This window comes from Sphingorhabdus sp. SMR4y (assembly GCF_002218195.1).
Classification (GTDB): Bacteria; Pseudomonadota; Alphaproteobacteria; order Sphingomonadales; family Sphingomonadaceae; genus Parasphingorhabdus.
Map to the genome: position 1 here is coordinate 1331666 of NZ_CP022336.1, position 23710 is coordinate 1355375.

Here is a 23710-nt window from a genome sequence, read left to right on the forward strand (position 1 = left end):
TCTTTCCTGCAGCTGCCCCGATCACCTATTCTCTGCCCCGTCCTTCGCGATGCGCGGGACCGGCTCTTTGACATATGGGCGGGACGATATTGCGCGCGCATGATCGACAGCCCCGGCGGACCGGACCCACAATGCAAAGGTTACACTAGGAACCGGGCTAGCGATCAAGAAATGTCAGAATTCCGGGGTTTCCGAAAAAAGGTCACAGAAAATAAAACCGGCAATTTCTGTCAGGTTCGGAACAGGTTTAACCGCGCCCGATCAGCGCCATTGCCATATTGTCGGCAACATCGGAATCCGGCAATTTCTGCGCCGCACTCTGTTCCCAGATTTCGGTCAGGCGTTGCGGGATCATCGCGACCCGGCGATTGACTTCCTGAACATCCCGCTCGCCGAGATATTCCAGCCCGACGCTGATGATGCCGCCCGAGTTGATGACATAATCCGGCGCAAACAGGATATCACGGTCGAAAATCCGCTGCCCGTCTTCCGGAGTCGCCAGCTGGTTATTGGCACCGCCTGCAACGATCGGTACGTTGAGATGAGCGATGGAAACCTTGTCCAGTATCGCGCCAAGGGCATTGGGACTGAACACATCCGCCTCGATTCGCATGACCTCGTCGAGGCCCACGACCGTGGCGCCGATTTCCTTGGCCAGCGCTGCCGCATAGTCCTTGTTGATATCGGCGATGCTCAGCTTCGCCCCGTCCCTGGCCAGCAGACGGGCAAGACCGCCGCCGACGCTGCCGACGCCCTGGATCGCGACATGGATGCCGTTCATGTCTTCTCGGCCCAGCTTATGCGCCACAGCCGCCTTCACGCCCAGATAGACGCCCATCGCGGTGAACGGCCCCGGATCACCACCGGCTTCTCCGCTGTTGCTGACCGGCAGGCCGGAGACATATTTCGTCTCCTTGGTCAGAGCGACCATGTCTGCTGCGGTAATCCCGACATCTTCCGCGGTCACATATTGGCCCCCGAGCGATTCGATCTTACGGCCGAACGCAGCCAGCATTTCCGGTGTCTTGCTGCGGTTGCGATCGGCGAGAATCACCGCCTTGCCACCACCCAGCGGCAAGCCGGCCATCGCGTTCTTGAAACTCATGCCGCGCGACAGACGCAGCGCGTCGGTTACCGCGGTTTCGCGATTCTCGTAGTGCCAGAAGCGCGTTCCGCCCGCACCGGGGCCGAGATGCGTGCTGTGCAGCGCAATGATCGCGCTAAGGCCGCTTTCCGCATCATGGAAAAAATGGACCGCTTCATGGTCGTCAAAATCCGGCAAATCCCACATCACGCTCATGGCGGTTATCCCTGACAGTTGAAGTAATTAAATATCCCATAGCTGTAATATAATTACAAATAAAGAGAGACTTTGAATCAGGACCAGGTGGTGATGGCCTTGCGCTTCGTCATCGTCTTCAGGGAAAAATGGGGCGATCGAGGGGTCTCGAACCCCCGACCTCCGGTACCACAAACCGGCGCTCTAACCAACTGAGCTACGATCGCCACAAGCCGCGCACTATAGAGCCGCATTGCGATGGGGTCCATAGGGACAGGTGGTGGCAAACGTCAAGCATTTAGCGGGCCGTTTGCCAATTAAAACGCATCACTGCGCTGGCGATGCACAAGGCGGGCCGGTCGCCGCGCGGCATCGATCAGGGCGCGCTCCTCGACCAGCGCGCTTTGCATCTCGACCGCCAGCTCGACACGGAACCAGCGGGTGGTCAGCTTGACCTGACTCTGGACTTCCGAACTGGCGACCAGGCTGACCGGATAGGACTGCGCCCAGAAATCATTGAGACTGGCATAGCCCAGTTCCGGCCGGCGGCCGAGAAACTGCCGGGCGGGCGTCAGGTCGGACGGCATCTCGCCGAGCATCGCCAGCAATATCGCCTGCTCGGGCCGCAGCGTGTTGATGTTGATCGGCGACAGATCGGTGGTCGGCAGCGCGCACAGCCACGGCGCGATCCGGACATATATATCGTCGGTCACGCCCTTGATGGTGCGCAATTCACTAACATCGACGATCAGCGCATTGGCCGTGCGGTAGGGCGTCTCCTGCTGCAGATAATATTGATCCTCTGCGCCGCGGGGGGCCGCCACCAGATCGCTGTCGATCCAGTCCGCGACCGACTCCGCTATATCGGCGGCATCACCGTCCAATATGCCCAGCATGACCATCAGCCGAGAAAATTGCGCCAGGCCTTCGGGCCGGGCCGTCAGGATTTCCTGTTGCTGGGTGACAAGACTGTTGATGTTGAAACAATTGCCGCCGTCGGAAAGCGATGCCGTGATGATCCCCCCCGGCACCGGGAAGCTCTGCTGTTTGCCGTTCCAGCCATCAAGATTGATCGTCCGGCCCGGCGACAGCGACACTATTTGCTCGGCAGACCGAATGCCGATCGATTCCGCGGCAATCAGATAGGCCTTGGCCTGCGACAGTTCACGCGCGTTGGAGGCCAGCTTGGTCGCCCCGGCCAGTCGGTCAATCCCGTGCGCCGCCAGAATTGCGATGACCGCGACCAGCAGCAACACCGTCAGCAGCGCCGCCCCCCGCTCCCTGGCGGTCCCTATTTCCCGCAAATCGCTCACAAATAACCCGCCCCGACCAGAAACAGATGGCGATAGCTGCGCCCCTGCTGCTCGAACCGGATCTCGATCGCCCTCGGCAGGTCTGCCAGCCGCTCGGTTGTCCAGCGTTCCGACCACAGACCCCGCTTGTCGCGAAAGCGGACCTCCAGCGCATCGATGCTGGAAAGCAGAACCGCGGGCGGGTCAATCGTCCCGCCATCGGTCATCCGGTACCGCCAGCGTTCGAGATTGCCTTCCGTCAGCCGATATTCGACCCGCTCCAGATTGGACCGGGCCTGCCCGTTGATATTGCTCTGGCCGCCCCGCGTGAATTTCAGAAAGGCCGCTTCCGGACCGCCGGTTTCGCTGGCAAAAGCCGGCATCCGGTCGCCACGATCATCGCGATAGGGGCGTGGCAAGGTCTGGCTCAGGTCTGCTTCCATTAGCGAAACAAAACGTTGCATTTCCGCCATCTGGCCGAGGTTTTCCGCGGTAATCTCGTCGCTGTCGACCGCAGACCGGAGCATGATCACCCCGGCGACCGACAGGATCGCGAAAATGAACAGCGCCACCATCATCTCGACCAGAGTGAAGCCGTTGCGATCGCGGAAATTGGCGGAAATGCGGCTCATCGTCCTCGCTTATATTCCTATTGGCCAGACCCGCAAACAGCGGTTGCGATCAACGGGGATTCATTTATCGTAAAACCGGGTAGTTAGGTACAATTTTGGACGGTGATATGACAGAGGCCAATAATACGTCGGCTGACTATCTTGTCGCATTGGGGAAAGTGCAGCGTTTTCCGCGCAAGGAAATCGAATTGTGCATCGTCAGGAATTTCCTCAGCCCGGCCGAATGTGGGAAATTGATCGCATTGATCGACGATCGGCGGCGCCCTTCCACCATTGCCGACCCCAATGGTGACGACTATTTCCGGACCAGCGAAACCTGCGACCTTGATCATCAGGATGATTTCGTCGCCGAAATAGATGCAAAAATCTGCGCCTTTGCCGATATCGACAAAAGATTTGGCGAACCGCTGCAGGGACAACGCTATGCGGTCGGTCAGGAATTCAAGGCGCACACGGATTTTTTTGAACCCCGGGGGCAGGATTTCCAGAAATACTGCGCGATCTCCGGCCAGCGCAGCTGGACGTTCATGATATATCTCAACGAACCCGACGCTGGCGGGGCAACGCGCTTCACACAGTTCAAGAAAAGCTTCACCCCGGAAACCGGAACGATGCTGTGCTGGAACAACCGCAATCCGGATGGTTCGGTCAATAGCTGGACCATGCACCATGGCATGAAGGTCCGAAAGGGGACCAAATATGTGATCACCAAATGGTTTCGAGAAAAGCCCTGGCCATGGAACGGGTGAACCTGTTGTCCCGAAGACCATGAAACTCATGCGCTACCGTCCCGGCCCGGGCATGATGGTTTCCGCCGCCTTCATCGGTCCGGGCACCGTGACGGCCTGCACATTGGCCGGCGCCAATTTCGGCTTCGCGCTGCTCTGGGCGCTGACGTTCGCCACCGGCACCACGATTGTACTGCAGTCCTTCGCCATCCGGGTCGCGCTGGTCACTCGGCTCGGGCTGGCAGAAGCCATGCTCAAATCGGTCCATTCGCCGTTCATCCGCGGGCTGGCTGCGCTTTTGCTGATTTCCGCACTGGTCCTCGGGAATGCTGCCTATGAGGCCGGCAATATGTCGGGCGCAGCACTGGGTCTGGAAGCCATTAACGGCGGCGCGCTGCCCTTCGGCATCGCACCGGTCATCATCGCTATTGCCATTTTCGCATCAGCCATGCTGATATTTTCAAAACCGAAATGGGTGGAGAATGTCCTGATAGCCTTGGTATTGCTGATGAGCGCGGCCTTCATTCTGACCTTTCTGCTCATCAGACCCGATCTCGGGGCCTTGCTGGCGGGGTTCGTGCCTTCGATCCCCGATGGAGGCTTGCTCACCGCGATCGCGCTCATCGGCACCACGATCGTGCCCTATAACCTGTTTCTGCACGCCGGGAGTGTGCGCAACCGCTGGGACAGGGAACAACTGCCCGACGCACAGCTCGACAACATGGTATCGATCGGCATTGGCGGCCTGGTGTCGATGACGATCCTGGCAACCGCCGCAGCGAGTCTCTTCGGCAGCGACAAAACAATAGAAAATGCGATCGACATGGCCCAACAGCTCACACCCCTCTTCGGGAATATGGCGACCGTCACGCTCGGTGCCGGCCTCTTTGCAGCGGGCCTCACCTCGGCGATCACAGCGCCTCTGGCCACTGGCTATATCGTCCAGGAAATTTTCAAATCTTCGCGCTCACAGCGGCCGTTCCAGATTGGCGCTCTGATCGTTATCCTGACCGGGACCTTCGCAGCCCTGCTCGGCTATCGGCCGGTCGAACTGATATTTATTGCCCAGATTGCCAACGGACTGCTTCTTCCGGTCATTGCGATCTTTCTGCTCCGGCTGGCCAATAACAGGAAATTGCTCGGAGAATATGCAAATGGCCTGATATCCAATATCCTCGGGACGGCAATCTTGCTTATTACCATCGCTTTGAGTTTTCGACTGATCGCCCGCGCGCTAGGATTCTGGCCATGACTTTGCAGATCGATCTGAACGCCGATCTCGGCGAGGACGAGAGTCCGGCCGGTATCGCACGCGATATCGCAATCATGGATATCGTCTCCAGCTGCAACATCGCCACCGGCGGCCATGCCGGATCACCGGAAAGCATGCGAAAGATGCTGAGCGCGGCACAGGCCAAAGCTATCGCGCCCGGCGCCCACCCTTCTTATCCGGACCGTGCCGGCTTTGGGCGGCACACGCTGGATATCGCGCTTGCGGATCTCGAAAACAGCCTGATGGACCAGATACGCGCCATTGCAGCGATAGCAGCAGAAATCATGGTGCCTCTCACCCATATCAAGCCGCATGGCGCGCTGTATAATGATGCCCAGGACAGTCCGGAGCTTGCCAGGCTACTGGTCAACATCGCGACACGATGCGGACTGCCGCTGGTCGGCATGGCGGGTTCTCTCATCCAGCAAGAGGCTGCGGCGAAAGATATTGGCTTTGTTGCCGAAGCCTTCATTGACCGGAGATATACCAGCAAGGGCAGACTGGTCCCCCGCAGCGAGACAGGGGCGGTCATCGCTGATGAAGCGCTGCGGATCCGGCAGGGTCTCGACCTCGCAAGAGGAAACGCGCTCACCGCGCAGGACGGATCAATACTGACGATCGATGCACAGAGTCTCTGCCTCCATTCGGACAGCGACGGTGCGCTGGACACCGCCAAAAAGATGCGCATGGCGCTTGAACAGGCCGGCATCGTGATCGGGCCGGTCGGATCATGAGCGACGACCGGCCTGAGGTCCACGTCTGCGATGACTGGATCAGCATTCCGTTGCCCGACTGGCACAAGATTCCGGCCGCGCAGCATATACTCGCCGCGAGCGACCATTGGACGGAAACCGTTCCGGGCCTCGACAGCATAGCGATACAATTTGATCCCGCCCGGCTGGCGCCGGATCAAGCGGCACATATTGCCTTGGACCAGTTGAGCGAATTGAAGCGTGCACCCGACACTGCATCATCCACGACAGTGATTCCCGTCTGTTATGACGCGGCATTTGGTCCAGATCGTGATTATGTGGCCGAAAAGCTGGGTATCCCGGCGGCGGCATTGCCGTCCTGGCACAGCGCGCAGATGCAACGGGTCGCCATGCTGGGATTCATGCCCGGCTTTGCCTATCTCGAAAGCATGGAAAATTGCGGCAATATCGGACGGCTGGCCAATCCGAGACAGTCGGTTGCAGCGGGATCCATCGGCATTATCGGACGGCAAAGCTGCATCTATTCTTTCGACAGCCCCGGTGGATGGCCGATCATCGGCCGCACACCACTTTCCCTGTTTGATCCGGCCCGGGACCAGCCGGCCCTGCTTTCGGCGGGAGACAAGTTACGCTTTGAAGCGATTTCAAAGACCACATTCGATAACTGGCCCCGGGAACCGGCTGCGTGAGTATCACCGTCGTGAAAGCCGGACTGCAAACCACATTGCAGGGCGCGCCGTTCAGCGGGCATCGCCATCTCGGCATGCCCGCTGCGGGTGCCGCCGATTGCCTGTCTCTGGCGCTGGCAAATTTTCTGGTCGGCAAGCCTCTCGCGGCCATTGCGATCGAGATAACGATTCTGGACGCCATTTTTGAAGTAAACGAGCCCTGCGCGATAGCAGTTGTGGGGGCCGCCGCCTATGTCCGGATCAATGGTCAAGACCATCCCCAGCACCAGACCCTGTCTCTAAAAGCGGGCGACAAGATCGCCATCGGACCTGGCCGCCCGGGATGCCGGACCTATCTGGCCATATCGGCGGAAATGCATGCCGAACGGATACTCGACGGTCAGTCCACCTGTCTCGCGGCAGGTCTCGGCGGTTTTCACGGGCGCGCTCTGCAGTCGGATGATGTCATCGCCTTTGCGCCGGAATCGCCGGTCACGGAGGTGCAACGCACCACACCGGACAATCTCAGGCCTCACTATAGCGACGATCATGTGCTGCGGCTGACCCGCGGTCCGGAAACCGGCCATGCGGACGAGAATATCGTCGATCACCTGTGCCTGAGCCCTTATTCAGTCGGAGCGCGCGCCGACCGGATGGGGCTGGCACTGGAGGGTCCGCCGCTGACCGCCCCCGATGCGTCCGACATGCGCAGTGCGGCTGTTTTTCCCGGAACTATCCAGCTGCCGCCGAGTGGCCAGCCCTATCTGCTTGGTCCCGATGCGCAGACGACCGGGGGCTATCCCCGGATTGCGCAGGTCATCAGGGCCGATCGTCACCTGATCGGCCAGTTGGCCGCGGGTGCGCGCATTCGATTCGTGCAGACTACGCCCGACCGGGCCACGGAAATTTACCGGGAAAAGATTTCCCTGCTCACGTCCTGGCTCGGCCAGATAAAATTGTGGTGATGGATCGGGACTATCTGGTAGCCCCGATACGAATCAGCTCTTTTTGAGCGACAGTCCACCGAAACGCTTGTTGAAGCGCGCCACCTGGCCGCCCTGGTCGAGCAGGCGCTGGTTGCCGCCGGTCCAAGCCGGGTGCGAAGTCGGATCAATGTCCAGTTGCAGCGTGTCGCCTTCCTTGCCCCATGTCGAACGGGTTTCAAAAGTCGTACCATCGGTCATCTGAACGGTGATCATGTGATAGTCTGGATGCGTATCGGATTTCATTTTCGGCTCCTAAACAGGCTGGTTACCGACCAGACCCAAAGCGAATAAATTTAACGGAAGCGGCCCATTAACCGCCGAATGACAAAAGGGCAAGATTCTTTTGCAAAAGCCTATGCTGCAGGCGGATCGGCGATCATGGCGGTAAAACTTGCCTCGGCGGCCAGCTTGTCGCCGATCATCGCCTGTCCGGAGAATTTGCAGACACGCGCGCGCTTCTGCTCGAACTTCACGTTCAGAGACAAAAGGCAGCCCGGTTCCACCGGATGACGGAATTTCGCTCCGTCAATCGCCATGAAATAGACCAGCTTGCCCGATCCCACCATGTCGAAGCTTTCCATGGCGAGAACGCCGGCGGCTTGTGCCAGCGCCTCGACTATCATCACCCCGGGCATGATTGGCCGGCCCGGGAAATGGCCCTGGAAAAAGCCTTCGTTGATTGTGACAGCCTTGATCGCCCGAATGGACTCGTCCTTTACGAGCTCTTCCACCCGGTCAACAAGAAGCATGGGATAACGGTGCGGAAGCACCGCCATCACCTTGGTTACATCATAATCGAGAAGCTCGGTCATAAGCAGTCAACTAGCGGCTGGCTGGCTGGGCTGCCGGAGGCTGTTGCTGCTGCTGGGCAGCCTGGTTACGGGCACTGGCAACCAGCAGTTGCTGCAACTGCTGATGAAGCGCAACGGTGTTGCGCTGCGGCTGCCAGTCGGCACCAGGAGTCGTGCTGACCGACGGAAGTCTCGCATCCAGAGCGGCCGTAATATCGTTGGTGACATCAGCCTGGGACGGCGCATACAGAAAGGCTTCCGGATCCAGAATAACGCTGATCTTCTTGTCCGAAACCACTTTCTGCTGGGCATTGCCATATTCGGCAAAAATGGCTTCAACTGCGAACATCTGCGCCTTGACGGCCGGCGTCTGCAGTTTCTGGATTTCATTTTCCTCGGTCTGGATGCTCTGCAGCACCGGGTTTTTCGCCCGTACCGCTGCATCAAGCTCTTCCTGCGTCAACTGCTTGTCATTGTTGGTGTCCAGCTGCGCACGCAATCCGTTCAGGGTTTTGTTACGGGCATCGATCTGGTCGAAATAGGACTTATACTGGGTGCCGATCTGCGAATAGGCAGACGAGAAGGCCTTGGTCTTGGCAATGGCCAGCGTCGGGTTCGCGGTGGCAATGCCGGACACCTGCGCCTGGGCGACTGAACCAACAGCCAGGGGTGCAGCGGTGACGGCGAGAACAGCGAGTGCGGTTTTGAAATAACGTTTCATCAGAATTGTGTTCCTACGTTGAAAGTGAAGAGTTTTGTGTCGTCGCCCGGCTCTTTCAACAGAGCCTTGGCGATGTCGATCCTGAATGGACCAAATGGTGAATTCCAGTTCACACCGAAGCCCACGGACAATCGTGGGCTCATCGTATCACCAAAGAAACGTTCCGTGAAGCTGGTAGCGATCGGATTGGCGACCCCGTTGGTCGTCGCGTCGAATGTTGTTGCTACTGCTCCCGAACTGTCGGTGGTCAGATAGAGCGGCGCGGCGGCTCCGGTGGGCGACGCATTGCCCGCGCTGTCGACGGTACTGAACGTCTGGGTTTGCGCATCGGTCAGCAGCAAAGGCTTAGTCACGTTGAAGACCGCACCGACATCGACAAAGATCGAAGGTCGCAAACCAAGTTCACTCGCCCCCGAACCGAGTGGAATTTCCAGCTCGGCACGGCCCAGATAATAGGCCCGGCCACCGATGGCGTCATCCGTCTGGCGACCGTTGGTGACTTCCACGATCTGGTTGATCGGATTGCCGTTTGTATCGAGCCCCGGAATGGTAGACGAACGCACGACCCGAGGACCAACGCCGCGAATGTCGAAACCGCGGATTTGCGGTTCGCCAAGGAAAAAGCGGTCTGTCAGACGCACATCGTCAATGCCGTCCGCTTCGCTTCCGCGATTTTCCAGCGGATAGATATATCCGCCTTCTGCCTTGGCCGTGAAGATGAAGTCACCCAGTACGCGCCAATGTTTGGAAGCATTCAAACGGCCACGAAGATATTTGACACTACCGCCCAGACCAGCAAAATCCAGGCTACCGACAACGGTCTGGCCACGAGTTGGCCGGATACGGTTATCCCGATCATCATAGATCAGCGATGCGCCCAGCGAAGACGTTGTCCGGGCACCGAGGGCATCACACAGATAGCGTCCGGCCAGCAACGGATCACAGTCGTCAACATCGCTGTTGCCCCGAATGCCGTCGCCATTGCTGTCGGTAAAGAACAGGCTCGGCTCCAGCGTCACGTCGTCCTGGCTGAGGCCATAACGGAACGAAGCGGACAGATATTCGGTGATCGGTACGCCGGCACGAATCTGGAACCCGGTGGTGAGCTGCTCGAAAGTGGTCTGCCGGTCGCTGTTGACATAGTTGAAGCTGTTCAGATCGCGCCGGAATACGTCGGCACCCACAGCAATATTCCGGTCAAACAGATAGGGCTCGGTAAAGCCAAGCTCGATCGACTGGGAATAGCTGGAATAGCTGACACTGGCACGCAGTTCCTGGCCCTTGCCGCGGAAGTTGCGCTGCCGCACGGATGCCTGGAGAATGAAATTCTCGACGCTGGAAAAACCTGCAGAAAGTTGCAGCTCGCCGGTCGCCTTCTCCTCGACATTGGCTTCCAATATGATGCGGTCGGGCGCGCTACCCTGTTTCTGCTCGATCTCCAGATCTTCCTGGAAAAATCCGAGCGACTTGATCCGGTTGGCGGAGCGTTTGACCTGGAAGCTGTTGAATGCATCGCCTTCATTCAGCCGGAATTCCCGGCGGACGACCTTGTCCTGGGTCAAGGTATTGCCGTTGATGTCGATTCGCTCGACATAGACCCGGTCACTTTCCGCAACCTGGAATAGGATATCCATGGTCAGCGTTTCTTTGTTCCGCGTAAACTGCGGACGAACGTCGGCAAACGCATAGCCGAACAGTCCAGCGGTTTCAGACAGACGCTCGACCGTATCCTCGACCTGCTTGGCGTCGTAATAATCCCCGGTTTTCATCGGCAATTGCGGTGTCAGGAACTCGGGCGTGAAGTCGCGAATATCGCTTTCGACCGACACTTCGCCAAACTGGTAGCGCTCCCCCTCTTCCACGACATAGGTGATGATGAAGTCCCGCTTGTCGGGCGTCAGCTCGGCCACCGCCGAAATGACTCGGAAATCCGCATAGCCTTCGGTCAGATAGAATTGCCGCAGCTTTTGCTGGTCAAAGGCGAGCCGATCCGGATCGTAAGTATCGCTGGAGCTGAAGAAACGATAGAAGCGCGATTGCTTGGTTACCATTTCCCCGCGCAGCTTGCCGTCGGAAAATTCTTCGTTGCCGATAATGTTGATCTGCTGGACCTTGGACTTGGGCCCTTCATTGATCTCGAACACGATATCGACGCGGTTCTGGTCCAGCTGAACCATCTTGGGCTCGACATTCGCCGCGAAGCGGCCCTTGCGCTTATACAGCTCGACGATCCGGGCCACATCGGCGCGGACTTTCGAACGGGTAAATATCTGTCGCGGAGCCAGCCGGATTTCAGGATAGATCTTGTCTTCCTTGATCCGCTTGTTGCCTTCCAGCAGGATGCGGTTGATCACCGGATTCTCGACAACCTCGATAATCACGGCACCCTGATTGTTCCGGATACTGACATCCTTGAACAATTCGGTCTCGAACAGGTCCTTGAGAGCCTGATCGGCAGCTTCCTGTGTATACGGCTGTCCGGTCCGCAACTTCATGTAGGATAGCACTGTGGTCGGCTCCAGTCGCTGGGCCCCGTTGACCACAATCGACCGGATCAGGTCGTCGGCAGGAGCCGCTGGCGCAGCTTGCGCAGCTTGCGCAGCTTCCTGCGCGAGCGCTTGTGATGAAACCGCTGCGCCACTCAAAATCGTGCCGCACATTAACAAGGGCAAAAGCCGCTTTTTATGATTCACAGACAAACTCGCTTTCACACCATAAACCGAAATAAAAATGAAACTGACACCAAGGCATCAACTTCGCCAACCCCCTGCCCCAATGCGGCCTGTCAATCAATGGCCAATCAGCCAGAGATAGCCCGGAACAGGCCAAATGAGGTTAAATCGTTGAATGTCACCACCAGCATGAACACCATGACCAGGGCAAAGCCGGACCGGAAGGCCCATTCCTGTACCTTCGGGCTGGCAGGCTTCCTCCTCACCGCTTCCAATGCATAGAACATCAAATGCCCTCCATCGAGCATCGGGATTGGCAGCAGGTTGATGAACCCCAAGTTAATTGAAATCAGCGCGACAAAAAGAATGAAACTTTCCAGACCCAGCTTGAACTGTTCGCCGGAAACCTGAGCAATCTTGAGCGGCCCGCCAAGCTCCTTGATCGAACGCTTGCCGGTAATCACCTGACCGAGCGTGGTGACAATCTGGTCGATGATGCCGATTGTCTTATCGACTGCGACGGCCGGTGCCTCGAGCGGCGTGACTTCGCGCCACTCGACTTGACTGGACGCCATGCCCAGCATGCCAAGCCGATATTCATTGCCGAAGCGATCCGTCATCAGATGAACGCCAATCGTGGCCTGCTTGGCAATCTGCTGGCCATCCCGTTCATAGACGATCTCGACATTCTCTTCCGGGATCATGATCATTTTCTGCCGCAGATCCTCGAACAGATCGATTTTTTCCCCGTCGACCGAGATGATCCGGTCACCCGGTTGCATGCCGATGGCAGCAGCGGTGGAATTGGGAGAAATTTCGCTGGCAACCGGCAGGGTTGCACTGGTGCCATAAGCAATGACAAAGCCCATGATGATGAGGATCGCAAAGATGAAATTGATCGCCGGTCCGGCAAACACGATTGCGGCGCGCTTCCACAGAGATTTGGATTGGAACGTCTGGTTGCGCTCCGCCGCAGGCAGGCTCAGCCACTCCTTGCTCTTCGTACCCGCCGGATCCATGTCACCGGCAAACTGGACATAGCCACCCAGTGGCAACATGCCGATTTTCCAGCGGGTTCCGCGCTTGTCGGTCCATCCGGCAATTTCCTTGCCAAATCCGATGGAGAAAGTCTCGGCTTTGACGCCACACCAGCGCCCGACCAGATAATGCCCCATTTCGTGCACAAAAACGAGCACGCCAATGACGATCAGAAAAGAGAATAAATATATCAAAAAACCGGGATTGTCCGTCAAACCTTCAATTCCTCAACCAGCCGCTCGGTCCGAACGCGGGTTTCCTTGTCTATCGCAAAAATATCCGCCAATTCGCTCGGGTCTGGCGGGCTATAACTGTCTAACAGCCGTGATACAATCTCTGTGATGTCCAGAAACTGAACCGCTCTGTTGAGAAACGCCGCGACCGCTACTTCATTGGCCGCATTGAGCATTGCCGGCTTGGCACCGCCCGCCACGATAGCCGCCCTTGCTATTCTGGTCGCCGGAAAGCGGTCTTCATCGGGCTGTTCAAAGTCCAGACGTCCTGTCTCCGCCAGATTGAGAGGTTCGCAATTGCTGGTCATCCGGTCGGGCCAGGCCAGCGCACTGGCAATCGGTATCCGCATATCCGGAGACCCGAGCTGAGCCAGGGTCGAACGGTCGTGATATTCCACCATCGAATGAATGACCGACTGCGGATGTACCAATATGTCGATATGGTCGAGCCCGACCGGGAAAAGGTGATGGGCCTCGATCAGTTCCAGCCCCTTGTTCATCATGGTGGCGCTGTCGACGGAAATTTTTGCGCCCATGTTCCAGTTGGGATGGGCGACTGCCTGTTCGGGCGTAACTTTCGCCATCTGCTCGCGAGACCATGTCCGGAACGGTCCGCCGCTGGCGGTCAGGGTGATCTTGCGGACCTGATCGATCCGCCCGCCCTGCAAGGCCTGAAATATCGCATTATGTTCGGAATCGACCGGCAGGAGGGTCGCACCGGCCTTCCCGGCCTCGTTGATCATCAGCGCGCCTGCCGAAACCAGCGCTTCCTTGTTGGCCAGAGCGACCGTCTTGCCACAGCGCAGAGCTTCCAGCGTTGGCGGCAATCCTGCACAACCGACGATGGCCGCCATCGTCCAGTCAGCGCCCAGTGCCGCCGCCGCAATCAGCGCATCGGGGCCGCTCGCTGCCTCGATCGACGTTCCCGCCAGTAACTGCTTGAGTTCGGGATAAGCAGCATCATCTGCCACCACCGCGACCCGGGCAGAGAATTCCTTTGCCAGAGCGGCAAGTTGAGCAGCATTTCCGTTGGCTGTCAGAGCGATGATCTCATACTGGTCGCGATGCTGGCGGACGAGATCCAGAGTCGACAGGCCTACCGATCCTGTCGCACCGAATATGGAGATGGGTTTGGTCATGTCAGGCTCGGCCAGCTGTCCAGCAGCATGATCAGGGCGACGACCGGTGCGACCGGAATCAAGCCGTCGAGCCGGTCCATCACACCGCCATGGCCCGGGAATATCGTACCGCTATCCTTGGCACCGGCCTTTCGCTTGAGCCAGCTTTCGAACAGATCGCCCATTTGTGCCAGCACTGCCAGAGGGATGCTGAGCAGCACGAGATAGAAAGACAGGCCCCAATGGATATGCAGCACGAAACTCAGCGCCGCTGTCAGGAGGACGCCGCCGATCAGGCCGGCCCAGGTCTTGTTCGGACTAAACTGGGGTGCCAATTTTGGTCCGCCAATCGCGCGACCCGAGAAATAGGCGCCTATATCCGTGGCCCAGACCAGCGCGAGCGTCCACAGCATCACAAGAATGCCGTCATCAATCCCGCGTAAATAGAGGATCGCCAGCGCCGGAAGCCCAGCATAGATAACGCCCGCAGCAAGCTTGATCGACCGATCGAACACCGCAACAAACATCGCCGCCCCCAGGACCAGGCCGAGCGCCAGAAACGAAGCCCCCGCAGCCCAGGGAGACATGATCGCCAGAGGAACGGAGAGCGCATACATTGCGAGCCGCCTCTTATCTGAGCGCCCGGTCAACCCTGCCCACTCGCTCATGATGCCAAGTGACATCAGCACAGCCAGCAACCAGAGCGCGACACCGCCGAAATAACCTGCCAGCAGAGCCGCGCCGATCAGGAGAATACCAACGATAACACGGGTTTGCAGTTCGTTGGTCTTGCCGGGCACCGGGGCAGCGGGATCAGCCATGATTCAGCGCCCACCAAAGCGTCGTTCGCGCGCACCGAAGGACTGCAAGGCTTTCTCAAACTCGGCCTTGTCGAAATCGGGCCAGAGCGTATCCGTAAAATATAGTTCCGAATAAGCCGCCTGCCACAGCAGAAAATTGGACAGGCGCAATTCGCCTGATGTCCTGATCAGCAGGTCGAGCGGTGGCAGATCAGCCGTATCGAGCGCCCCTGCAATATGATCGAGACCGATCGCATCCGGCTCCAGCTCGCCTTGCTTCACCAGATTCGCGACATACTGGACGGCACGGCGCATTTCGTCCTGCGCACCATAGTTGAGCGCAACAGCCAGTGTCATCCTGTCATTCCCGGCCGTTTTCAGGATCGCATTATCGATCATTGCGACAATATCGGAATCCAGCGCCTTGTAGTTGCCGATCACCTTCAAGCGCACGCCATTTTCGACAAATTCATCGATATCCGACTGGATATACTGCCGCAGCAGTCCCATCAGGTCACTGATTTCCTCTTCCGGCCGGTTCCAGTTCTCAGACGAGAAAGCATAGAGCGTCATAACTTCGACACCCATTTTTCCGGCTACGCGGACGATGTTGCGGACCGCCTCCACACCCTTTTTGTGACCAAGAGCGCGCGGCAGATGCTTGCGCTTCGCCCAGCGCCCGTTGCCATCCATGATGATCGCAACGTGCCGGGCGCCATATGTCGGGTCGGATATCCCGGCCGAAGCTTGCGCCGGGCTCGCAGAACCGTTCCTGGAACGCGTGAGCTTCACTGCGTCAGAATTTCCTGTTCTTTCGCATCCGCCAGCTTGTCGGCCTCAGCAATCATCTCGTCGGTCAGCTTCTGCACTTCGGTTTCGAGCCGCTTGCGATCGTCTTCGCTGATTTCCTTCTTGTTCTCGTCCGCTTTCAGGTCATCCATACCGTCGCGCCGGACGTTGCGAATGGCGATCCGCGCCTTCTCCGCAAACTGACCGGTCAGTTTTGCGAGATCCTTGCGACGCTCTTCCGTCAAATCCGGAATCGGCAGCCTGATATTGGGGCCATCGGTCATCGGGTTCAGCCCGAGACCGGCGGACCGGATGGCTTTTTCCACCGGCTGGATATTCGCCTTGTCCCACACCTGGACCGACAGCATCCGCGGCTCCGGCACGGACACGGTTGAAACCTGATTGAGCGGCATTTTCGAGCCGTAAACCTCGACCGTTATGGTGTCCAGCAGCGCGATATTGGCCCGGCCGGTACGCAGACCGCTCAGATCATGCTTGAGCGCCTCCAGCGTACTGTTCATCCTCTTTTGCAGGTCGGCTTTGTCATATTTTGCCATTGCTGTTTCCTCTAGATTTATTGGATTGTGCCAACCATGGTTGCGGTTCCACCGCCACCCAATACGGTTGCGAGATTGCCCTGCTCGCGGATCGAGAAGACCACGATCGGTATCTTGTTTTCCCGGCACAGCGCCACGGCACTGGCATCCATGACCTTCAGATTATCGCTCAAGACCTGGTCAAAGCTCAATGCGTCATAGCGTGTCGCGTCGGGATCAAGCTTCGGATCGGCATTATAGACACCATCGACACTGGTTCCCTTGAAAAGGGCTTCGCAACCCATCTCGGCGGCCCGCAGCGCGGCGGCGGTGTCGGTGGTGAAATAGGGGTTTCCGGTTCCGGCCGCGAAAATGACAATCCGGCCTTTTTCCAGATGCCGAACGGCTTTCCGGCGGATATAGGGCTCGCACACGCTCGCCATCGGGATGGCGGACAGCACCCGCGTATCGCAGCCCATCTGTTCAAGCGCATTCTGCACCGCGAGCGCGTTCATCACCGTCGCCAGCATGCCCATATAATCGGCGCTGGTCCGCTCAAAGCCCTTTGCTGCCGCCGCCAGCCCGCGGAAGATATTGCCGCCGCCAACGACCAGACAAAGCTCAAAGCCCGCTTCTTTCGCAGATTTCACTTCGGTGGCGATCCGGTTGACCGTTTCCGGGTCGATTCCGAATTCGCTGGAGCCCATCAGGACCTCACCAGAAAGCTTCAGCAAAATGCGCTTGAACGCCGGTCGTTTCATGCAAATCCTATCCCGCCGGAATCAAATTCCGGCCCCAAATACAACAATGGCGCAGACCATAGATAGTCCGCGCCATGCTGCCAAGCGTTACCGCCTGAAATATTCCATCGGAAGATCGATTAACCGGCAACCGCAGCCGCAACTTCCGCTGCGAAATCATCTTCTTTCTTTTCGATGCCTTCGCCAAGCTGGAAACGGACATATTCCGTCAGCTTGATTTCAGCACCGGCATCCTTGCCGGCCTGCTCGACGACCTGTGCAACAGGCGTCTTGTTGTCCATCACGAAAATCTGGCTGAGCAGCGCATTTTCCTTGGCAAATTTCGCCATCGCACCATCAACCATTTTCTCGACGATATTCTCCGGCTTGCCGGATTCAGCAGCTTTTTCAGCCGCAATAGCGCGTTCACGCTCGAGCATGTCCTGATCCAGACCGTCAGCGTTCAGCGCCAGCGGGAAAGCCGCCGCGATGTGCATCGCGATCTGCTTGCCGAGCGGCTCCAGAACATCCGCGCCAGCGGTGCTTTCCAGAGCAACCAGGACGCCGATCTTGCCCATCGAGGGGGTAACGGCGTTATGGATATAGGGAACGACAAGACCGCTGGAGACCGCAACGGTTTTCATCCGGCGAATGGTCTGGTTTTCACCAATGGTGGCGATATTGTTGGTCAGGACTTCCTGAACGGTGCCGCCGGCAGGATAGGCCGAAGCAGACAGAGCTTCTACATCATCGCTGTCCATCGTCAGGGCAACCTGCGTCACATTGCTGACGAAGTCCTGGAACTGGTCGTTTTTCGCGACGAAGTCCGTTTCGCTGTTCACTTCAACAGCCACGCCGCGGGTGCCTTCGACGGCAACGCCGACAAGACCTTCGGCCGCGGTGCGGCTCGACTTCTTCTGAGCCGCTGCAAGGCCTTTGGTCCGCAACAGATCAACCGCTGCTTCCACGTCACCATTGGTTTCATTCAGTGCTTTTTTGCAATCCATCATGCCCGCACCGGTGCGCTCGCGCAGTTCTTTCACTGCTGCTGCTGTAATAGCCATTATTCGTTCCTCAATTTCTTAACCGGGAAATGTGAAATTGGGGCGACAAAAATGCCGCCCCCTATATTCTATATACGGTCAATATATGACCGCAGAAAGAAGCTTCAAGCTCAGGCCTTGTCGCCTGCCTTGTCGTCAGCTTTCGGTTCGTCTGCCGCGATTTCAGCAATGTCGGCAACCGCAGCTTCTTCACCGGAAGTCATTGCGCTTGCATTGGCTTCGCTCGAAACAATCTGCTCGACTGGAGGAGCAACCGCTGCGCCCAGATCTTCGCCAGCCGCAACCGAAGCATCCTGGCCGCCCTTGGTGGCTGCCGCAGCAATGGATTCGCAGTAGAGGCGAATCGCCCGTGCCGCATCGTCATTGCCGGGAACCGGGAAGGCGATGTTGCTGGGATCAACATTGGAATCGAGAATCGCGACAACCGGAATGCCCAGAACATTGGCTTCCTTGATGGCGAGTTCTTCCTTGTTGGCGTCGATCACGAACATGACATCGGGAATGCCACCCATGTCGCGAATACCGCCGAGCGAAAGCTCGAGCTTGGCATGTTCGCGCGTCATCTGCAGGACTTCTTTCTTGGTGAAGCCAGCGGTGTCACCACCAAGCTGTTCTTCCAAAGTCTTCATCCGGCGGATCGAGTTGGAAATCGTTTTCCAGTTGGTCAGCATGCCGCCGAGCCAGCGATGGTTCACGAAATGCTGGCCGCTTGCGCGCGCTGCTTCAGCGATCGGCTCCTGCGCCTGACGCTTGGTACCGACGAACAGGACCTTGCCACCAGCCGAAACGGCATTGGCGATAAAATCAAGCGCCCGAGCGAACAAGGGCACGCTCTGCGAAAGATCAAGAATATGGACGCTGTTGCGAGCGCCGAAGATATAGGGTTTCATCTTCGGGTTCCAGCGGTGGGTCTGGTGGCCGAAATGCGCTCCGGCTTCAATCAATTGCTGTAGGGTGACGACAGGGGCCGCCATAATATTTCTCCTTATCCGGTTATGCCTCTGGAAAGCTGATAACCTCAAACGACCTGAAAGGCCGCTATTCGGCACCGGTATGAGTGCTTTCCATGTGGAATGAGCGTGCCGTTAAGGCGATGCGGAGCAAAATGCAACCATATTTTGCAACAGCGCGCTACCTGTTCCATTTGCTGCACGGACTCGACCGGCTGGTAATGACCAATGACGGGCTTGCGGAAACCAACCGTCTGCGACCGTTCCAGCGGCGCGGTCTGTGCGATCGATGGATTTACCCCGGGCTCCTGCTCGCCGCCGGTTCGAGCAACCGCCCAAGCTCCTTGGCGAGCAGCGCCGATTGAATCGGTTTGACGAGATGCGGAGAATCGCCAAATATCGGTGGCCGGTCCCCCCTGTTGCGTCCCGAGATAGAAAGAAACGGCGTCCCCGCGTCGGACAGCAATCTGGCAACGGGCGCTGACGTCTCCTTGCCCAGATTGATATCCAGCACCGCAGCATCGCACATTTCGCTTTCCAGCAGCGCAATCGCGCTGTCGGCCGTGGCTACCGGGCCCAGAATTTCATATCCGGCGGCCTTCAATATCTCGGACACTTCCATTCCGATCAGTATCTCATCCTCCAGAACAAGGACGCGGCGGCGGTCCGAAGGGGATGATTGGCCGGTGTGCGATGCCGCCCGCGACCGCTGGTTTGATACGTCCAGATTATCGAGTATCTTGTCGGCCGGACAGCTCACGTGACAGACAAGTCCGGTGGGCAACCAGTCGAGACGAACCTGCCCATCAATGCTGGCGGACAAGATCTGATCGATCACCGTGGAACCAAATCCGCTGCGGGCCGGCTTCTTGACTTCGGGCCCTCCCCGCTCGATCCAGTCCAGAAACAGCCGCTGCTCGGAAACTTCCTGCCCTTCCAGCTTCCAGCCGATCTCGACCACACCCTCATCATTGGATAGCGCTCCATATTTTGCGGCATTTGTAGCCAGTTCATGCAGCGCCATGCCGATGGCCTGAGCCGCCGGAGCAGTAATCTTGAGCGACGGGCCGGATAATTTTATCCGCGCACCGAAAATGTCCTGAAAATGCCCCAGTTGTGACCTCACAAGCTCTTCCAGCGGCACATTCTGCCAATAGCTGTTCACCAGAACATCATGGCTCGCGGAGAGCGCAAGGATGCGTTCCTCAAAACGCTGCGCAAAGGTCTGGGCATCATTTGCCGCTGTCTGCCGGGCGATCACCTGAACCAGTGTCAGCATATTTTTCGCCCGGTGGTTTACCTCTCCCATAAGCAATTGCTCGCGGGCTTCAGCGAGCTTCCGGTCGCTTATATCATGGGCAATTTTCGACGCCCCGACGATAGTGCCGGCAGAATCGAAGATCGGCGAGACGGTGACCGACACATCCACTTCCCGCCCGTCCTTGGTCAATCGGATCGTTTCATAATTGTTGACCTGCTCAGCGCGACTGATCTGCCCGAGAATTTCTTCTTCCTCATGCTGCCGATCGGCGGGAATGAGAAGGCGAATGGATTTCCCGATCATTTCTTCGGCCGAATAGCCAAAGATTTTCTGCGCTCCGCTGTTCCAGCTTTTTATCGTGCCGTCCAAAGTCTTGGAGACGATGGCTTCGCTGGAGCAGGAGACGATCGCCGCAAGATGGGCCTGCGCCTCTTCTGCACGCTTGCGATCGGTGATGTCATTGATCGAGGCATAAAATAGATTCTCGACACCGGGGAAATATTGCAGCTGGACAGCAACGTCATAACAGGAGCCGTCTTTCCGCTGATGCTGGGTCTCAAAATTCTGGTTGGCAATCTCTCCGGTCAGCAAGGGCTGCACATGCCTGATAAATTCATCCTTGGTAAATTGCGGCTTTATATCCCAGGGCGTTAACTGGCGCAGTTCCTCCATGGAATAGCCAAGATTTTCGCGGGCTCCCCGGTTAACCAGTTCAAAACGATAGCTGTCCGCATCGAAAATATAGACTTCACTGACCGAATCCTCGACGACCCGCCCGAGCCGCTCGTTGAGCGAAGCGGTCGACAACCGCTCCAGTTCGGCCGCTGCCCGGCCGGAAAACACTTCGACCACTTCGGACGCCTGATCAACATTTTCGAACGGCTTGTCATCGAGGACGGAGAGCAGACCGAGAACCTCTCCCGATGCGCTGCGCAAAGGCGTTCCGACATAGCTCACCGCGCCCATGTCTTTCAGCATCTGGTCACGCGGGAACAGGTCGACGATATTCTCGGGATAGCAGCACGCCCCCTGCCCCACGATATTCTCGCAGGGGCTATCTTTCAGGTCATATTCGAAATTCTCGCTCGGTCCGTTGTTCCACACCGCCACGGTACAGGCCTTTCCACGGTCCGCAGCATGGAGCGTGCTCAAAAGCACCCACCGCGCCGAGAGTTCCTCGGCCAGCGCCTTGACCATGACCGGAAAAAAGGCCTCTCCTACGACCTGGGAACAGGATGCCAATCTGGCCTGAATCGATGGAAATGAGGAACCGGAGCTTTCTGGCGGCCGAGAAAATTGGTCCATTGTGCAGTTCCCAAAGAATAAACAGTTAAGACGTTCCTATCGGTCCCGCAACTGTTTCTTAAACCCCGCAGTTGGAAACGCCAGTGATCCTGCCGGATTCCGCAATCTTGTCAGATAGCGCTTGACAAGAAGAACAGATATGGAACATTAAGGGTTCATCGAAAGAACAAACGGGATTGTCACATGCTTGCTATCGCCATCTCAACCTTTTTTGTCCTCGCTTTTCTGGGCTCAGCGACCGTTATCGCGATGATGTTCGCCCAATATCGTGACCGGATTGCAGAGGTTATCCAGGGCGGGCTTGATGGCACTCATCCGGCAACCGGTATTCAGCACATGACCTGTCGTCAGCGGACGGTCAGGATGCCACAGCCTATGACGCGACATTGCCCGCGTCAGCCCGCTCCGCTGCGCGCTGCCGCTTGACCCTCGAATAGCTTCTGATGCTGAACGGAATCAATATCAGATAGCCGATACTTATTGCCGAGAGCATGATCCACGGCGAGTTGATCAGAGCAACACCGACCAGCGCCACCACAGCAATCCCTTCCAGCCTGATGTTCTTGCGCAAACGTAGCGATGACCAGCTGTAGGTTGCCGTGTTCGAAATCATCAAAAATGCGATCAACACTATCCACGGCGACACCAATGCATAGTGACGAAATAACTCTTCACCGGTAATCATCCACAGATAGAGCGGCAACATTGCCAGTCCTGCAGCCACCGGTGCCGGAATGCCGGTCAGGAAGCCAGCCGACTTGTGCGGCTGATCCTGGTCATCGATCAACGCATTGAAACGCGCCAACCTGAGCGCACAGCCGACCACCATGGTCAGCGACAACACCCAGCCGAATTGCGGCATATATTGGGTCGACCACAAGAACATGACCAGCGCGGGCGAGACGCCGAAGGCAATCACATCGGAAAGCGAGTCGAGCTCTGCACCAAAGCGGCTCTGGGCGTTCAGCAAACGGGCAACACGGCCATCGAGACCGTCCAAAATACCGGCCAGAACGATCGCCGCTGCTGCCAGCACCCAATTGTCCAGATAGGCAAAGCGAACGCTGCTGAGCCCGACGCACAGCGCCAGAGCTGTCACCGCGTTCGGAACGAAAGCGCGCAGGGGGATGCCGCGTTCAGGACGTTTCATCGATCCTTTGCCGGCCATCAGCGTTGCAGCATCCGGCGACAGGCCAGTCTGGAAATCATTGGCCGACGCCTTCGATTTCTTTCGTCTGGCCAATCACGGCTAGAACGGTTTCGCCGGCAATGGCCCGCTGTCCCAGCACGACATTGGGTTCTGTTCCCTTGGGCAGATAGACATCGACCCGGCTACCAAAACGAATCAGGCCGATCCGCTGTCCGGCGGCAACAAAATCGCCTTCCTTGACAAAGGCCATGATCCGGCGGGCTACCAGTCCCGCTATCTGGGTAAAGCCGACTTTCAGACCGTCATTGCGTTCGACCATGAAATGCTGCCGTTCATTTTCCTCGCTGGCCTTATCCAGGTCTGCGTTCAGAAACTTTCCGGATATATAGGCCTGGCGTCTAACGGTTCCCTCGATCGGGGTCCGGTTGATATGCACATCGAACACGCTCATGAAAATCGAAACGCGGATCAGCTCTTCGCTTCCAAGACCGCCCTCGCCCTGCAGTTCAACCGGCGGCGTGACCGGCATGATCAGGTTCACCAGACCGTCCGCGGGCGAAACGATATAATTTTCATCAAGCGGCGTGACCCTTTTGGGATCGCGAAAAAAAGCCAATACCCAGATGGTAATACCGGCCATTGGCCAGGCCAGCGTCTCCCAGGCCATGACCGCGAAAAAGGCGGTGATGACCCCGGCGATGACAGCAAATTTGCGCCCCTCGGGATGGATCGGCGGGAAAGACCATTTGGCTTCACCCAGCCCCTTGTTTGAATATTTTTCGATTGCCATGAATGCTACTTAGTGACGGGCCATTGCTCTGACAACACTCCCGTTGATATAATGGAAATTCGATAACGCGATTTTGCCGCGCCGCAGCAAATCAGCCCCCCGCAACTCTGGGTTGAACAAATGGCAATCTTTGCTAAGAGGCTGGCAACATCATTCCTCCCTATTGTTCCCGTTTCAGGAA

Annotated in this window: 23 protein-coding genes and 1 tRNA gene; 5 read left to right on the forward strand and 19 right to left on the reverse strand. The window is 57.6% G+C overall.

Translation table 11 applies throughout. From position 1 onward, the window contains the following. Nucleotides 1-247: 247 nt before the first annotated feature. The 4 genes from SPHFLASMR4Y_RS06310 to gspJ all read right to left on the reverse strand — a co-directional run bounded on the left by SPHFLASMR4Y_RS06310 (nt 248) and on the right by gspJ (nt 3203). Nucleotides 248-1300, reverse strand: coding sequence for a Leu/Phe/Val dehydrogenase (locus SPHFLASMR4Y_RS06310; RefSeq protein WP_089132800.1), 1053 nt, complete (start codon nt 1298-1300; stop codon nt 248-250). Between the two features lie 129 nt (nt 1301-1429). Further along, nucleotides 1430-1506: transfer RNA gene (locus SPHFLASMR4Y_RS06315), tRNA-His, on the reverse strand. Nucleotides 1507-1596: 90 nt separating this feature from the next. Next, complete coding sequence (gene gspK / locus SPHFLASMR4Y_RS06320; RefSeq protein ID WP_260807098.1) at nt 1597-2592, reverse strand: type II secretion system minor pseudopilin GspK; 996 nt, start codon at nt 2590-2592, stop codon at nt 1597-1599. Next, nucleotides 2589-3203, reverse strand: coding sequence for a type II secretion system minor pseudopilin GspJ (gspJ, locus tag SPHFLASMR4Y_RS06325; protein WP_089132801.1), 615 nt, complete (start codon nt 3201-3203; stop codon nt 2589-2591). Before gspJ ends, gspK begins: the two co-directional genes overlap by 4 nt. A gap of 107 nt (nt 3204-3310) precedes the next feature. Between gspJ and SPHFLASMR4Y_RS06330 the strand changes: the two genes are divergently transcribed. From SPHFLASMR4Y_RS06330 to SPHFLASMR4Y_RS06350, 5 genes are read left to right on the forward strand one after another with little or no spacing between them, the layout of a single operon-like run. After that, the gene (locus SPHFLASMR4Y_RS06330) at nt 3311-3952 is read left to right on the forward strand and encodes a prolyl hydroxylase family protein (protein ID WP_089134724.1); all 642 of its coding nucleotides are present in this window, start codon (nt 3311-3313) and stop codon (nt 3950-3952) included. 28 nt (nt 3953-3980) lie between these two features. Beyond that, nucleotides 3981-5183: an Nramp family divalent metal transporter gene (locus tag SPHFLASMR4Y_RS06335; protein ID WP_260807099.1), complete on the forward strand. Its 1203-nt coding sequence runs from the start codon at nt 3981-3983 to the stop codon at nt 5181-5183. Next, nucleotides 5180-5938, forward strand: a complete 759-nt coding sequence (locus SPHFLASMR4Y_RS06340) for a LamB/YcsF family protein (RefSeq protein WP_089132803.1) — start codon at nt 5180-5182, stop codon at nt 5936-5938. Before SPHFLASMR4Y_RS06335 ends, SPHFLASMR4Y_RS06340 begins: the two co-directional genes overlap by 4 nt. Next, the gene (locus tag SPHFLASMR4Y_RS06345) at nt 5935-6606 is read left to right on the forward strand and encodes a 5-oxoprolinase subunit B family protein (protein WP_089132804.1); all 672 of its coding nucleotides are present in this window, start codon (nt 5935-5937) and stop codon (nt 6604-6606) included. The genes SPHFLASMR4Y_RS06340 and SPHFLASMR4Y_RS06345 overlap by 4 nt, the downstream gene beginning before the upstream one ends. After that, nucleotides 6603-7550: a biotin-dependent carboxyltransferase family protein gene (locus SPHFLASMR4Y_RS06350; RefSeq protein WP_089132805.1), complete on the forward strand. Its 948-nt coding sequence runs from the start codon at nt 6603-6605 to the stop codon at nt 7548-7550. Before SPHFLASMR4Y_RS06345 ends, SPHFLASMR4Y_RS06350 begins: the two co-directional genes overlap by 4 nt. 33 nt (nt 7551-7583) lie before the next feature. Here the strand turns inward: SPHFLASMR4Y_RS06350 and rpmE are convergent, their stop codons facing one another. The 15 genes from rpmE to SPHFLASMR4Y_RS06425 all read right to left on the reverse strand — a co-directional run bounded on the left by rpmE (nt 7584) and on the right by SPHFLASMR4Y_RS06425 (nt 23529). Further along, complete coding sequence (rpmE, locus tag SPHFLASMR4Y_RS06355) at nt 7584-7814, reverse strand: 50S ribosomal protein L31 (RefSeq protein WP_089132806.1); 231 nt, start codon at nt 7812-7814, stop codon at nt 7584-7586. 110 nt (nt 7815-7924) lie between these two features. Continuing rightward, nucleotides 7925-8383: a 3-hydroxyacyl-ACP dehydratase FabZ gene (gene fabZ, locus SPHFLASMR4Y_RS06360; protein ID WP_089132807.1), complete on the reverse strand. Its 459-nt coding sequence runs from the start codon at nt 8381-8383 to the stop codon at nt 7925-7927. Nucleotides 8384-8393: 10 nt separating this feature from the next. Next, nucleotides 8394-9083 (reverse strand): OmpH family outer membrane protein, encoded by a 690-nt coding sequence (locus SPHFLASMR4Y_RS06365; RefSeq protein ID WP_089132808.1) that lies wholly within the window; start codon nt 9081-9083, stop codon nt 8394-8396. Continuing rightward, nucleotides 9083-11743: an outer membrane protein assembly factor BamA gene (gene bamA / locus SPHFLASMR4Y_RS06370; RefSeq protein WP_089132809.1), complete on the reverse strand. Its 2661-nt coding sequence runs from the start codon at nt 11741-11743 to the stop codon at nt 9083-9085. The genes SPHFLASMR4Y_RS06365 and bamA overlap by 1 nt, the downstream gene beginning before the upstream one ends. 140 nt (nt 11744-11883) lie before the next feature. Continuing rightward, nucleotides 11884-13008, reverse strand: coding sequence for an RIP metalloprotease RseP (gene rseP / locus SPHFLASMR4Y_RS06375; RefSeq protein ID WP_089132810.1), 1125 nt, complete (start codon nt 13006-13008; stop codon nt 11884-11886). Further along, nucleotides 13005-14165 carry a 1-deoxy-D-xylulose-5-phosphate reductoisomerase gene (locus SPHFLASMR4Y_RS06380; RefSeq protein WP_089132811.1) on the reverse strand — a complete coding sequence of 387 codons (1161 nt, stop codon included), beginning with the start codon at nt 14163-14165 and terminating at the stop codon, nt 13005-13007. Before SPHFLASMR4Y_RS06380 ends, rseP begins: the two co-directional genes overlap by 4 nt. Next, a complete protein-coding gene (locus SPHFLASMR4Y_RS06385; RefSeq protein WP_089132812.1) occupies nt 14162-14965 on the reverse strand; it encodes a phosphatidate cytidylyltransferase in 804 nt (267 codons plus the stop codon). Before SPHFLASMR4Y_RS06385 ends, SPHFLASMR4Y_RS06380 begins: the two co-directional genes overlap by 4 nt. Nucleotides 14966-14968: 3 nt before the next feature. Continuing rightward, nucleotides 14969-15637: a polyprenyl diphosphate synthase gene (uppS, locus tag SPHFLASMR4Y_RS06390; RefSeq protein WP_260807143.1), complete on the reverse strand. Its 669-nt coding sequence runs from the start codon at nt 15635-15637 to the stop codon at nt 14969-14971. Nucleotides 15638-15732: 95 nt separating this feature from the next. Continuing rightward, on the reverse strand, nt 15733-16290 hold the full coding sequence (gene frr, locus SPHFLASMR4Y_RS06395; protein ID WP_089132813.1) for a ribosome recycling factor: 558 nt from the start codon (nt 16288-16290) through the stop codon (nt 15733-15735). Between the two features lie 17 nt (nt 16291-16307). Next, entirely contained in the window at nt 16308-17030 is a 723-nt protein-coding gene (gene pyrH, locus SPHFLASMR4Y_RS06400; protein WP_089132814.1) for a UMP kinase, read from the reverse strand. A gap of 119 nt (nt 17031-17149) precedes the next feature. After that, nucleotides 17150-18073: a translation elongation factor Ts gene (gene tsf, locus SPHFLASMR4Y_RS06405; protein WP_089132815.1), complete on the reverse strand. Its 924-nt coding sequence runs from the start codon at nt 18071-18073 to the stop codon at nt 17150-17152. A 110-nt stretch (nt 18074-18183) separates the two neighbouring features. Beyond that, nucleotides 18184-19047 carry a 30S ribosomal protein S2 gene (rpsB, locus tag SPHFLASMR4Y_RS06410; protein ID WP_089132816.1) on the reverse strand — a complete coding sequence of 288 codons (864 nt, stop codon included), beginning with the start codon at nt 19045-19047 and terminating at the stop codon, nt 18184-18186. A gap of 271 nt (nt 19048-19318) precedes the next feature. Then, nucleotides 19319-21589 carry a PAS domain S-box protein gene (locus SPHFLASMR4Y_RS06415; RefSeq protein WP_089132817.1) on the reverse strand — a complete coding sequence of 757 codons (2271 nt, stop codon included), beginning with the start codon at nt 21587-21589 and terminating at the stop codon, nt 19319-19321. 373 nt (nt 21590-21962) lie between these two features. Next, nucleotides 21963-22739, reverse strand: coding sequence for a CDP-alcohol phosphatidyltransferase family protein (locus tag SPHFLASMR4Y_RS06420; RefSeq protein ID WP_260807100.1), 777 nt, complete (start codon nt 22737-22739; stop codon nt 21963-21965). A 55-nt stretch (nt 22740-22794) separates the two neighbouring features. After that, nucleotides 22795-23529, reverse strand: a complete 735-nt coding sequence (locus SPHFLASMR4Y_RS06425; protein ID WP_089132818.1) for a phosphatidylserine decarboxylase — start codon at nt 23527-23529, stop codon at nt 22795-22797. Nucleotides 23530-23710 lie beyond the last annotated feature (181 nt).